Source organism: Sporosarcina sp. P2 (assembly GCF_002743255.1).
In the GTDB taxonomy this organism is placed as follows: Bacteria; Bacillota; Bacilli; order Bacillales_A; family Planococcaceae; genus Sporosarcina.
Window position 1 is genome coordinate 100,509 of sequence record NZ_PDYY01000007.1, and the last position, 13,090, is coordinate 113,598.

Genomic DNA, 13,090 nt, shown 5'->3' on the forward strand with positions numbered 1-13,090 from the left:
AGCCGCTTAATCGCTGGTGTATAGGGTATAGTTGAAAGATACATACTTTTACCAACCCCACCGAATAAAGGAGGAAGCGCAATGAAACAAACCCTTATTGCAGTAGTAGCTGTTTTCGCTTGGCTCTGCTTAACACCCGCCACCGAAGCCGCGACTCTTGACGAAGTGAAAGAAATTGTCGATTTGTACTATTATGGCGATAAACCTACTAATCTTTACAACGCGAGAAACGTCACCGAAGTCGTACGTCAGCTCGATGAATACTCGGTGTACATGACGCCCGCTGAATATAATGATTATCTCAATCAATACGCAAGCGCTAAAGCACCGACACAAGTCGCTACTCTTGCGGCGCCGCACAATCCGGACAATGTGAGTTCGAATATGATGTACGGAAATGTCGGATATTTGAAAATCAAGGCATTCTCTGCGCATTTACAAGAAGACGTCAATGCTCATTGGTCACGTTTGAAAGCGGCGGGAGCGAAGAGATTGATTCTTGATTTACGTTTTAACGGTGGTGGCTACGTAGACAGCGCCGAACAATTACTAGGCTTCTTCCCGAGAGTAAAAGAAGCGTATAAACTGCAAACGCGCATGGGGACACAGGCAGGGAAAGTCGTCCCAGCGAAAAATCAATTCCCGGTAGACACGTACGTACTCGTCAACCGCTATTCAGCTTCCGCTTCTGAAATTGTGGCAGTCAGCCTAAAAGATCAAAGCGCGGCGAACATAGTAGGGGAGACGACAAAAGGAAAAGGTAGCGTTCAGTCGTTATTCGAATTGGAAAACGGCGGTGCGCTGAAACTCACGACAGGTCACTATACAGGACCTAAAGGAACACTCGTACAACACATAGGCGTCGAGCCGAATATCAAAATGAAACCAGGCACGGAGCATGCGGGTATGCACAAGCGCCTCGTCACTTCTGACTTGGTCGCGCGGGGCTACCAGTCCATCAAAGGACCAACCGGCGTAGCGCAGTCAAAAGTATTCAACGTCGAGTTCACGCAGAAAATGAACTTTGGTCCAGCGAAGGATTTCAATAAGATGGAACTTGTGAAGTTTGGAAGCGTCTCTATACAAACGGCTAAAAAGGCTAGCAATGATAAAACGATGACGATCCAGCCAGCGAAACCTATGGCGCTTGGAGCGGAGTATATGCTTATTGTGCATCCGGGGATAGCGGGGGCTAACGGGTTGAGTGTTGTGAAAGGGACGTATACGCCTTTTACTGTGCAAGCACGAGCGCTGGCACGAGCTAAATAAATTGGTGATGAGGAAGAGAAGTTGGTATACTGTATAGATGGAGTGAGGGTGGAGGCAACGTGGATCGACGCTGCAGGCGGACGCTTTCCCGAGGGCGTGGCTTGAGCTTCCTCGTGCGCTTCGCTTCTGCGGGATCTCAAGGCGCACGCTGATCCTCTGGGAGTCGCCGCCTTCCGCTTACGATCCACTGTGTATTCTTCTGGATTTAATATGGAAGTGCCTAAACCCTAGAGTACCCTATCATTTTTAAGATGTATCTATTAAAATCCAGGGATGAAGAAATTCATCCTTTCTCTTTGAATTTAAACGTGTTGGGATCTTCAGTTCTAAGGTCTTGAATTGAAGATCCCAACATAAAGATAAAAGTGGTTGCTTTGTGCCACCACACCATTAATTAGGATCGGAACGGCAGGCGGCGACTCCCGGAGGATCAGCGTGAGTTCGAGACCCTGGACAGGTGCCTTAATTTCTGCAAAGTACACAGAAATACGGCAAAGCGAACTCTCCGTTGTTCGCTTGGCTCGGGCCACGCCCTCGGAAAAGCGTCCGCCTAGAGTGCAGATCCCAACCCCAATCCAAAGTCTACCCAGACTTTTACTAACCACAACCTAAAACAAGAAAGCGAAGGTATCATACACTATGGAAAAGAAATTATGCGTAGTAGGCCTAGGTTATATTGGTCTTCCAACTGCTGTTATGTTCGCAAACAGCGGCTTGCAAGTACACGGTGTCGACCGTAACGAACACGTCGTTCAACTGATCAACAATAAACAACTACATATAGAAGAAAACGGTTTGCAAGAGCGTTTGGAGAAAGCGGTAGACGAAGGACACTTCCAAGCCTCTACTACACCAGTAGAAGCGGATGTTTACATCATCGCAGTACCGTCACCCATCAATCCGGACAATACAGCGAACTTAGAATTCATCCGTGCGGCAACCGCATCGATCGTGCCGTTCGTCAAAAAAGGCGCACTCGTGATCTTGGAATCAACAGTCCCACCAAAGACGGTTGAAAACGTCATGTTGCCTGAATTACGTAAAACGGATCTCATTATCGGGGAAGAACTGTTTGTCTCTCACTCACCTGAACGCGTAATTCCAGGTAAAATCTTCGAAGAACTAGTAAACAACGACCGCATCGTTGGCGGTGTCAATGCGAAATCAGCAGAGATGACAAAAGAGCTTTACGAAGTGTTTGTCAGAGGAACGATCCACTTAACGGACGCTACCACAGCGGAACTGGTTAAAGTTATGGAAAACACGTACCGCGATGTCAACATTGCATTCGCCAATGAACTCGCAAAAATTGCAGAAGGAATCGACGTGGACATTTGGGAAGCAATCAAGTTTGCAAACTTTCATCCACGTGTCAATATCCATACACCAGGTCCAGGCGTCGGTGGTCACTGTATCGCAGTTGATCCATGGTTCTTAGTGGAATTGGCACCTGAAAAAGCAGATATTATCAAAAAAGCACGTCTAACGAACGATGGCATGCCGATGTATACAGCGAAACGCGCACAGCGTCTGCTTCAAGAATATAATATCGAAAACGGTAAAGTGGCGGTTCTCGGTCTTGCATTTAAAGGGAACGTTGACGACATGCGTGAAAGCCCGTCAACGAAAGTGATTGATTCTCTGCAACAATTAGGTCTAGACGTCGTATCATTCGATCCGCACATCAAAGAATTACAGCATTCGACGCAAGTTGCAACACTTGAAGAAGCAATCGGCACAGCTGATCTTCTTCTATTAACTACAGACCATGACCAATTCAAACAACTGAATCCGGCAGATTTACGGACGAAACAGCCAAGACCAATCATCTTGGATACGAAAAACGCTCTCCCAGCAGATGCGTGGGAACAAGCGGAATATCGCTTCTTCAAATTAGGAGATGGCAAAAAAGAGGGGCAGCTGTATAAATGAAAGAAGAAATACTAGGCGTCTCCGTCAACACCGAAAACTATGATGAACTCATTCCAAAAGTCTTTGAGAATATTGAAGAAGGAAAGAAATCACTCATCGTCGCGATCAATCCGGAAAAGCTCATGAAAGCCAAAGAAGATCCAGAACTGAAAGCACTGCTTAACCGAGCCGAATTCCAAATCCCGGATGGCATAGGTGTCATACTTGCATCCAAGTTGAAAAAAGGTGAGATCCGTTCACGTGTTACAGGAATCGACATGATGGACCGCGTCGTACAGGAAGCCGCCGTACGTGGGAAGCGCATTTTCCTCTATGGTGCGAAACCAGGCGTGGCGCAAGAAGCAGCGGCAAGATTGCAAGTCATGCACCCAAACATTCAAATCGCTGGCATCCAGCACGGCTATGAAAAGGATGTAAAAGTCGTACTCGATACGATTAACCAAGCGAAACCGGATATATTATTTGTGGCGATGGGTTCACCGAAGCAAGAGCAGTGGATTGAACAACACCGCGACCAGCTACATCCGATGTTGTTCCAAGGAGTAGGCGGATCGTTCGACGTACTGGCTGGAAATATCAAACGCGCACCGGCAGTGTTCCAAAAGGCAGGGGCGGAATGGTTGTATCGATTAATGCTTGAACCGAGCCGGATTAAACGACAAATGAATTTGCCGAAGTTTTTGGTAGAGGTGTATCGGAAGAAGTAATTTTGGACACTGGATGAGCAGAGTAGGGTAAACGAGGCTAGGGGTTGGGGATTTGCGCTTCGGAGGGGACGCGTTCTGAAGGGCCCGCGGTGAGCCAACTAGTCACTGCGTTCCTTTAGTTGTCTCACCTGATCGGGCTGATCCTTCCAGAGTCGCCTCTCCTACGCTCCAATTCCTTACGATGTGAGCGAATCATACCTATTGACGTTCATTGAATTTAGAATTGTTATTGTACTAGAATCTGAACTTGTACGAAGTAACCAAGCTTAAAGATAATATTAAATAACAAACTATCTCCACTAAGTGATTTAAGTACCTCCACTTTCAACATAGGTTAGAAGCACCAGTTAGGGAGTTCAAGAGCGCTTCCCTCGCTGGAGCTTCAATCCTAACCCACAAACCTATCTCTCTACTATTCCAAAGTAAATCTACTAATAACATCAACCTACTAACAAAAGTTAATAAGGAAATTTTCTACTAGTTAGTTACTATCTTGTAATCTAGTAGATTAGGTGGTAGAATACGAAGTTGTAAGGGTAATTTTCTCTTTAGTATATAGCACAGTACGTGCGAAGCGTTACGGTTGGTTGACCGCAAACAAAAAGGCTTGAACAGTTCCCATCTGTTCAAGCCTTTTTGTTCGGCAAAAATACTTTGCATGCCCAAGATACTCTCTTTTTAAAACGCTTTGGAAAATACTTGTATTTTATTAATCTTTCGATACAATAGTAGATGGGACATAAATATTTTGTCGCACTGTGCTATTAGACTAGTATATTACCAATATTCAATTGACTTTTAGCACTTTCTTATCTATACTTTAAAGTGTAATGCCTACTACTTTCATACATAGGTAGTTACTGGCAAAAACAAGAGATATTCGAGGAGGAAATTATTTAATGGCTAACCAACCAACGAAATACCGTAAGTTTGTAGTAGGGGCTGCTTCAGCTGCACTAGTAGCATCAGCAGTAGCACCAGTAGCAATGGCTGCAACTTTCACGGATGTAAAAGACAACAACTCACACAAAGAGGCAATCGACGCTCTTTCTAATGCAGGTGTAATTTCAGGATATGAAGACGGAACATTTAAACCTAACAAAACACTTACTCGTTCTGACGTAGTAAAGTTGATGGGTAAATGGTTAGTATCTGAAGGGTATAAAGTACCTACAGACTACAAAACTAAACCACGTTTCTCAGACTTGAAGACTACATCTAACGATGAGCTTCTAAAAATGTCTGCACTAGTTTATGACAACGGAGTATTCGTTGGTAAACCAGACGGTTCACTTGATCCAGCAGGCGACATCACTCGTGAAAACATGGCAATCGTTCTTGTTCGTGCATTCGACCGCGTACATGACGTTGACCTAACTTCTTACGTGAAAGACCAAGATTTCAAGAAAGACGTTACAGACCTAGGCAAAGCGAAAGCTGAAGCTCGTCCGGCTATCGACGTTCTAGACTTCTTCGACATCACAAACCCAGCTGCACCAGAATTCAACCCTAAATCAACAACAACTCGTGGACAATTCGCTTCATTCCTTTACAAGACTACTCTAGTAGACTTTGATGGAATTGGTGGCGGAGTTGTAGCTCCTGGAGTTGCTACTGTTAAAGGCATCAACGCTACTACAGTAGAAGTAACAATGAAGGATAAAGTTGAAAACATCAACTCACTAAACTTCACAATCGATGGTTTGACTGTAGCTAACGCTGCTGTAAAACAAACTGACGACAAAACTGTTGTATTGACAACTGCTACTCAAAAGGGTGGAGAAAAGTACACAGTTAAGTTGAACGACAAAGCAATCGGATCATTCACTGGTATCGAAGCTGTTGTTCCAACTACAATCAAAATCACTAACCAATCAGTACAAGGTAAAACTGGACAACAGGTTATCCTTTCTGCTGACACTGGCGTGAAAAAAGCTGGTATCCCTGTAACTTTCAACGTGAAAGCTAACACTATCGGCACAACTAACAAAGACCAAGTCTTCGAAGCATTGACTAACGAAGATGGAATCGCAACATTCTCTTACACTCAATACTCTGCAGGACAAGATCAAGTAACAGCTTACCCAACAGGTGCGCCAACAGTACGCAGCATCGGTTATGTATTCTGGGGCGTTGACACAATCCTTGCAGTTGAAGATGTAACTGCTGGAAATACAATCAGCAATGGTGCTAACAAAACTTACAAAGTAGTTTCTAAAGATGCTACAACTGGTAAGCCAGTAGCTAACCAAACGTTGAACGTTTCTTTCAAAGAGAACATTGAAGTTACACCTGATCAATTGAAAGACGCTACAGTTAACGGCGTTGAAGTTGCTCAATTGTCAAACGGTACAGTTACAAGAGCTGCACAAATCACTACTGACTCAAAAGGTGAAGCTACTTTCACTGTTTCTGGTAAAAACACATCAGTAACTCCAGTAGTATTTGTTGCAAACAACACTGTAACTACTACAGACTACAAATATGATGCATCTGATCTTCAAGCAACTGCTTCAAAAGTAACATTCTCAGCTAACCAAGCAGAATATACTCTTGAAATTGTTCGTGAAAATGGTGAAGTTGCAGCAATTGGTGGAACTAACGGCCGTAAATACACATTGACTGTTAAAAACAAAGACGGCAACATTGCAGTGAATGAAATCGTTAACGTTGCATTCAATGAAGACTTAGACCGTGTGATCTCTACTAACACTGAAGCTAAATTCATCGAAGTAAATAACGACAACACTCAACAGTACTTCACTGGAAACAAAGCTAAACAAATCTCTGTGAAAACAGACAGCAAAGGTCAAGCAACATTCGTTATCGGTTCTGATAAAGTGAATGACTATGCGACACCTATCGCTTGGATCGATGTAAACACTCCAAACGCTGTAGAAGGTAACTTTGATCAAGGCGAGCCATATGCAACTGGTCAAATTTCTTACTTCCAAGCTGCTTACCTAGACGGAGCTGCATTGAAAGTTTACAACGCTGCTGGTAAAGAAACAAAAGAATTTAAAGGTAGCGAAACTGCAACGTTTAAAGCAGAACTAGTTAACCAATCAAACAAAAAGGTTGCTAACACTTCAATCAAAAAAGCATCTTACACTGTATTCAATACAGGAGCTAACGATGTAACTGTTGAAGGCCAAATCGTTTCTCCTAACCGTAGCTATACAGTTACTAAAGAAACAGGAAATAGAGATCTTGATGTGAAGCCGACTACGGACAAAAACACTTCAGTACGCGTAGTTGCTACTGGCGTTGCTGTTGATACAGATGGCAAGGACTATGCATTCACTGCGAAAGAAGCTACTGCTTCATTCACAGCTACAAGTGCAGTTTCTGATCTATACACTGGAGAAGTAGTATCTTTCAACACAGACAAGAAAGAACTTACTTTCAGCGGTAAAGATGCAATTAAATATGCTGGCGAAAAAGATGTAACTTACGAATACAAAGGTCTTGGTAACACACCAATCGCAACTGCTGATGATTTCATCAAAGAGTTGAAAAAAGGTAAAGTTACTATCACTCGTGAAGTAAAAGGAAGCACAACTTCTTTCTATATCATTGAGCAAGATACTACTAAAGCAGGCCCTACTGATACAGCTACAACAAACGCTGCTGATAAAGCTGCTGCTGATGCTGTAACAGCAAAAGTTGTTGCACTTCCAGCTGTTGCAGACCTAAAAATTGCTGACAAAGCTAACGTAGAAGCTGCACGTGCTGCATACGCTGCGTTGACTACAGCTCAAAAAGGTCTAGTAACACCAGCTACAGTAAACGCTCTAGAAGCTGCTGAAGCTAAAATTGCAGAACTAGAAGCTGCACTTCCAGTTGAGTATGAGTTCACAAGCGTAACAGTTGATGCTAAATCTGCGGGAGTTGAAGGACTTTCAATCTTCACAATCGCTGGTACAGTAGCGGGAACTAAAGCTGCTGACGTGAAGTCTGTAAGCCTATCATTCAACCCAGAGGTACCAGCACAAACAGCAACTTATGACGCTGCTACAAAGAAGTTCACTTACAAAGATACTTTTATCACTACTGATAAAGTAACTGTTCAAGGAATGGATGAAGCCGGTAAAGTAATTGTGACTAAAGTTGTAGACGTAGTTGTAAAATAATTTCAGTTAAAATTCAAGAGCTAGCTTAGGAGGAAATAGGGTTTTTCCCTAAGCTAGCTTCTTATTTAGGAATGAGTGGATTAATTGTGAAGAAAAAAATTACCTCATTACTACTCAGTATTGGATTAGCAAGTTCGCTACTTCTAACTTCTGTTGCTACAACGCATGCCGCAGAAACTAAAATCGAGTCAGGTATTTATTTTGTCAGTTCAACTTCAACTGGAGAGTACTACAGCTTTCCTGCTTGGAGTAATTTAACAAGTACTCAAAGAGGACTGTTAATCGTTAAGTACGGACAATCAAATATCAAACCATATCTACAGTCTTTAAATAAAGTAACATCTTTAGAAAAAATTGCTCAGAGTGGAAAACCGTTTTTAGAAGCAAGTTCGAATTTCCAGTCAAACGATCTCCCAGGACAATTCAAGGATTTTGAAACAGGCAAAATCATTGATACTGGTGCAACCGTGGATGAAGAATTTAGTGTAATCGGTATTGAGTGATTTTAATAAAGTGTATTAAAAAAACGGAGGTTTAATTATGAAAAGAAAATTACCATTTGCAGTTCTTGCTGCTACAGTTGCTGTTCCAGCATTATTTGCACCAACGCCAGGTTTTGCCGCTACGAATGATGAAGCAAAAAGCGGACTTTATTTCTCTAAAGCTGATGAAAAAGGTGTATATTACACATTTGAAGCTTGGTCCGATTTGACGCAGATTGAAAGAGGTACTACTTGCCAAATATGGTTCAGCTAATGTACAAGTACTTTTAAAAGCACAGGGTCTTGAGAAAATTACTACACTAGGTGCTATTGCAGATGCTGGGAAACCTTTCAATGATACAGCTGTTGAGTACAAAGATGGCGATATCGAAGGAACTTTCGTAAATGTAGCAACTGGTGAGGATGTTGTTATTGGCGAAGTTACGCCGCCAGTAGTAGATTTAGCTGTTGAGTCGGTAATGGCGATTACCGATACAGTAACAAAAGAAACTACAGTAACTGCTACAGTTACAAATTCTGAAGAAAATGCTACAGCGACAGTTACAGTAACTCCAGACGCGGCTTTAGAAGCAGAGGATATTGTAGTTGAAGATGTGGCTATTGATGCTGAAGGAAATATTTCTGCTAATCTTGGCGTGCTACCAGCTGGAACTCACTCAGTAGTTGTAACAGTCGGAGAAGTATCTTCAGAAGCAGTTACATTTACTGTTGAAGAACTAACAGAAGATGAAGCAGCAGTAGTTGAAGCGTCAGCGGCTGTAGTAGTTGCTGAGGAAAGCAAGCTTCAGGACGATGTTGACGCAGCTACGGCATTAGTAGATGCTTTGGAAGACAGTGACGTTAAGACAGCTTTAACAGATCGTCTAACAGCTGTACAAGAAGCTATTGATACAGAAGCAGCAGCACAACAAGCAGCAGTAGATGCGGTTAATGCAGCTGACACACAAATCAAACTTGCAACAGCTTTGAAAAGTCCATATTTTGTAGACAACTATAAAGAAGAAAATATTGTAGCTTACTCTAATGATTTAACTAACGATTACACTACAGTAGCAGAAGTGAATAATGCAGTGAAAGCCATCAATGACGCAATCGTAGCGGGCAGCAAGTTTGATGTAGTTGAAGAAGCTTTAAATGAAGCGCATCCAAATCAACTTACAATCATCAGTGTTTTAAATGATAACTTTGAAAATGTAGAATCAGATTACATTAATGAATACGTTAATGAAATTTATACTACTGGAGCAGTTACTTTAACTTCATTGAAAGAAATCCAAGATGCTATTGATTTAGTAAATGCAGATAAAGCAGTAGAAGCAGCAGAAGATGCTTCTGGCGATTTAGCTGCTGATGGAAATGCTACTCAAAAAGAAATTAATGCAGCTCAAGGTCTCCATGACGCAGCTAATACATTAGTAGAAGCACTAGATGACACTGCAGCCCTTAAGGCTGGTACAGATCAAGCTGCTCTTGTAGGACAACTTGTTGTTGTTCAAAACGAAATTGATGCTGCACAAGATGCACTAGACGATATGAATGTAGCAGTAGTAGCTGCAAATGAAGCACTAGCTGCTTATAAAGCGGCTGAAGGTGATCTTACTGATGCTGTTTACACAGATTTAGTAGCGGCTTTAGCAGCTTCTCCTAAAGTTGAAGGTACAATTACTGCAGCAACGACAGCTTTAGTAGATGCAACAGAAGAAATTACAATTGTTGGTGTAGCTCTAGAAAACCTAGCTGGATTTGCAGACGCGTTTGGTGAAAATGCAGATCAAGAAACTGTATATACTGATGTTGTAACAGAATTAGGTGGAGATTTAGAAAATCCTTCAATTCAAACTGATGTAGATACGCTAAAAGGGCTTTTAACAACACTAAACGCTGAAACTAAGAAATGGGAAACATACAATGCAGTAGTCGCTGCTACAGATGCAGCTCAAATGAGAACATTATTGTTTGAATTTGCAAATACTGAGTATGTAGATTTAACCTCTGCTCAAAAGCTAGAATTTGCAGAAAGATTCATTGCAGCAGTAGCTGATGAAGACAATACTACAGCTAATTTTGGTGATATTAACACATTGTTGGGCACTGAAGTAACTACTTATGCAGGTTTAATTGATGCAGTAAATGATGCTGAAACAATTACTGCAATGAGAGCTGCTTTAGCTGCTATTAGTGCAGACTATGCTGCATTAGGTGCACAAGCACAAACTGATATTGCAGAAGATATTCTTACTAAGAAACCTTTCGCAACTATCACTGCTATTGTTGCAGCAATGGGACTTTAATATTCCAAAAAAGAATAATATTAGTCTATTATTCTAACTAACTGATAAGTGAATAATATAGAAAGGACTGGCCTTCGGGTTGGTTCTTTCTTTTTATTTAGTCTACCATCTACTATAATAGAAGAAAGGTATGTCCATAGGAGGAACTAACATGATTGAGTATTCCACCCTTCCCGGCAGTCTCGCTACTTCTGTAGTAGAACCAGTAGTGTCGGAAGGATTTTATTATACAGTAACACCTAGCAGGGATGAGGCGGCTATCTATCAAGAATTGAATGAACGCTTAACAAAGTTGGAGACGAGCATAGACGTTCAAATAGAAGAGTTACAAGAGATAGAGAAGGCCAGTACTGAATTGATCATCAATGTGGAAGCCAAAGGAGAGGTGGAGCTTCGAATTGATTGGCTCAAGCGTCTTTGTGACGTGAAAGAAGCGTTGCCTTTTGTTTCTAGCTATACTGAGGCTAAGCGTCTACGCACAATGCTTAGCCCCGTTCAGACATGTCCAATGAAGTCTGAATTACTCAAAGCATTGGATGGTTTAGTTGTATCACTTCCTGATGAAACTGAATCAATCTTACTGAGTGCCCGCGACAAAGTAATGGAAGTCGCGATAGAGCAGTCAGGAGAAGATTTTGTCAATCTCGGAAAAGCAGGTCGAGAGTATGTTATTAACGACTTATTAAAAAAATTTGGCGATGTTGTACCAATGCATGCCATTCAAGAAGCAGTTTTGCTACTGGAAAACCAAGTTGTTGATCTCACTGAAATAGAAGATACACAGACATTGCAGCTTCAATTAGTGACGCTGCCGTTGTTCAGTTACCTACGTCTATCTTCAGAAAGAAAACAAGTGGTCGCAGAGGAGTTGATTGAGAACAGAAAGTGGAAGGGATTAGCTTCACTGGATCGACTGATTCATCAATTGGATGCCAAACTAAATGTGGTAGATGAAGAAGAACAGTTTGAGATCATGAATGACTATTCCTCGTCAGTACTTGATGTTAAGCATTTGGATAGTGGTAAGATTCAGTTCAATAGATTGGGATAATCGATTAAAGGACTTTCCTTCGGGGTGGTCCTTTTTTGTTCTTTCGATAAAGTGTTATAACTCGGCTTTCATCTATATATTATATTCCTGATATCAATCACAAAGCCTTACTTCCCTAGACGGAGGTAGGGCTATTTTTATTGGAGGGATTGTAGATGAAGAAAATGTATAGTGAGAAAGCAGAACAGTTGGAATGGTCAATGGTGAAGGAAGGGGAAAATCAGAAACATGTCCCGGCTAAGCGAGTGGGTATTGTGTCCTTGCGGTTGGTAAAGGAGTCGAGTCTGTTGTACAAAGATCGTGCCATTAGAAGTCCAGAAGATGGCTACAATCTATTCAAGCAGTTCCTAGGGGAATTGGACCGAGAATACTTTGTCGTCATGTGGCTGGATGTGAAGAACCAACCGACAGCAATCAATGTCTGTCACATCGGCAGCCTAAATTCTAGCATAGTCCATCCAAGAGAGGTGATGAAAACAGCGATTCTCGCAAACTCTGCTTCGGTTTTACTACTACACAATCATCCATCAGGGCATCCGAAACCGTCTCAGGAAGACATTGATGTCACAATACGTCTGAGAGAAGCCGGGAAGATCATGGGGATTGATGTATTGGACCATCTTGTAATCGGTGAGGACAGCTTTGTTTCGCTGAAAGAGGAGGGACATTTGTGATGGAAGGAAAGTTATCTAGAGAATTGGAATGGTTTGTAAGTACCTTAGCAAGAGAATTTGGTGTGTTCGTTTCTACGAGAGAGGTGGCAGTAGAAGCTGTGGAGCTAGGAATTGAGGAAGTGGATGAATGGTATCTGCCACTTGAAGTGATAGAGAATCCAGTAGAGACCTTCCTGTATGAATTGATGATCGTGGATGATGCAACTTTAAATGAGTGGGTGGGTGCAATAATTTTTTACCCTGACAGTCCAGAATGGTGTCTGCAAATCATTACGAAAAATGGACAGCTACTGTACAGAAAACCGCTGCCTATGACGGAGTGAGAGTGAGACTCCCGACATTTCTAAGGAGAAGGTAGTTGCATCTTCCGACATTTCTATAAAGTAGATGTAGTGGTAAACGGAAACGTTGAGGTGGAAGGATTCATTGATAGTTTAGAAGATGTAGACTCCCGACATTATCATAAGACTGTCGCGAGTTGGATAAAATAGATCTATTTTGAAAGATGGTGAACCCAATGTGGTGGAAAG

10 protein-coding genes are annotated in these 13,090 nt (G+C 42.0%); all 10 read left to right on the forward strand.

Annotation, left to right across the window (positions count from 1 at the left end; all coding sequences use genetic code 11):
* Positions 1 to 81 precede the first annotated feature (81 nt).
* The 10 genes from CSV67_RS09105 to CSV67_RS09150 all read left to right on the forward strand — a co-directional run bounded on the left by CSV67_RS09105 (position 82) and on the right by CSV67_RS09150 (position 12,883).
* A complete protein-coding gene (locus CSV67_RS09105; protein ID WP_099631284.1) occupies positions 82 to 1,269 on the forward strand; it encodes a S41 family peptidase in 1,188 nt (395 codons plus the stop codon).
* A 639-nt stretch (positions 1,270 to 1,908) separates the two neighbouring features.
* A complete protein-coding gene (locus CSV67_RS09110) occupies positions 1,909 to 3,201 on the forward strand; it encodes a nucleotide sugar dehydrogenase (RefSeq protein WP_099631285.1) in 1,293 nt (430 codons plus the stop codon).
* The gene (locus tag CSV67_RS09115; RefSeq protein WP_099631286.1) at positions 3,198 to 3,908 is read left to right on the forward strand and encodes a WecB/TagA/CpsF family glycosyltransferase; all 711 of its coding nucleotides are present in this window, start codon (positions 3,198 to 3,200) and stop codon (positions 3,906 to 3,908) included. The genes CSV67_RS09110 and CSV67_RS09115 overlap by 4 nt, the downstream gene beginning before the upstream one ends.
* Before the next feature lie 899 nt (positions 3,909 to 4,807).
* On the forward strand, positions 4,808 to 8,041 hold the full coding sequence (locus CSV67_RS09120) for an S-layer homology domain-containing protein (protein ID WP_099631287.1): 3,234 nt from the start codon (positions 4,808 to 4,810) through the stop codon (positions 8,039 to 8,041).
* Between the two features lie 71 nt (positions 8,042 to 8,112).
* On the forward strand, positions 8,113 to 8,544 hold the full coding sequence (locus CSV67_RS09125) for a hypothetical protein (protein ID WP_158232909.1): 432 nt from the start codon (positions 8,113 to 8,115) through the stop codon (positions 8,542 to 8,544).
* A gap of 37 nt (positions 8,545 to 8,581) precedes the next feature.
* Positions 8,582 to 8,797 carry a hypothetical protein gene (locus CSV67_RS09130; RefSeq protein WP_099631289.1) on the forward strand — a complete coding sequence of 72 codons (216 nt, stop codon included), beginning with the start codon at positions 8,582 to 8,584 and terminating at the stop codon, positions 8,795 to 8,797.
* Positions 8,760 to 10,835, forward strand: coding sequence for a hypothetical protein (locus CSV67_RS09135; RefSeq protein ID WP_099631290.1), 2,076 nt, complete (start codon positions 8,760 to 8,762; stop codon positions 10,833 to 10,835). The genes CSV67_RS09130 and CSV67_RS09135 overlap by 38 nt, the downstream gene beginning before the upstream one ends.
* A gap of 151 nt (positions 10,836 to 10,986) precedes the next feature.
* On the forward strand, positions 10,987 to 11,886 hold the full coding sequence (locus CSV67_RS09140; RefSeq protein ID WP_099631291.1) for a hypothetical protein: 900 nt from the start codon (positions 10,987 to 10,989) through the stop codon (positions 11,884 to 11,886).
* A gap of 155 nt (positions 11,887 to 12,041) precedes the next feature.
* Complete coding sequence (locus CSV67_RS09145) at positions 12,042 to 12,560, forward strand: JAB domain-containing protein (RefSeq protein WP_099631292.1); 519 nt, start codon at positions 12,042 to 12,044, stop codon at positions 12,558 to 12,560.
* Positions 12,557 to 12,883, forward strand: coding sequence for a hypothetical protein (locus CSV67_RS09150; RefSeq protein ID WP_143560700.1), 327 nt, complete (start codon positions 12,557 to 12,559; stop codon positions 12,881 to 12,883). The genes CSV67_RS09145 and CSV67_RS09150 overlap by 4 nt, the downstream gene beginning before the upstream one ends.
* Positions 12,884 to 13,090: the final 207 nt, after the last annotated feature.

Excerpts from the sequence above, each read along its gene's own strand:
- CSV67_RS09105 (WP_099631284.1), top strand. The coding sequence starts at position 82 with ATGAAACAAACCCTTATTGCAGTAGTAGCTGTTTTCGCTTGGCTCTGC.
- CSV67_RS09110 (WP_099631285.1), top strand. The coding sequence starts at position 1,909 with ATGGAAAAGAAATTATGCGTAGTAGGCCTAGGTTATATTGGTCTTCCA.
- CSV67_RS09115 (WP_099631286.1), top strand. The coding sequence starts at position 3,198 with ATGAAAGAAGAAATACTAGGCGTCTCCGTCAACACCGAAAACTATGAT.
- CSV67_RS09120 (WP_099631287.1), top strand. The coding sequence starts at position 4,808 with ATGGCTAACCAACCAACGAAATACCGTAAGTTTGTAGTAGGGGCTGCT.
- CSV67_RS09125 (WP_158232909.1), top strand. The coding sequence starts at position 8,113 with ATGAGTGGATTAATTGTGAAGAAAAAAATTACCTCATTACTACTCAGT.
- CSV67_RS09130 (WP_099631289.1), top strand. The coding sequence starts at position 8,582 with ATGAAAAGAAAATTACCATTTGCAGTTCTTGCTGCTACAGTTGCTGTT.
- CSV67_RS09140 (WP_099631291.1), top strand. The coding sequence starts at position 10,987 with ATGATTGAGTATTCCACCCTTCCCGGCAGTCTCGCTACTTCTGTAGTA.
- CSV67_RS09145 (WP_099631292.1), top strand. The coding sequence starts at position 12,042 with ATGAAGAAAATGTATAGTGAGAAAGCAGAACAGTTGGAATGGTCAATG.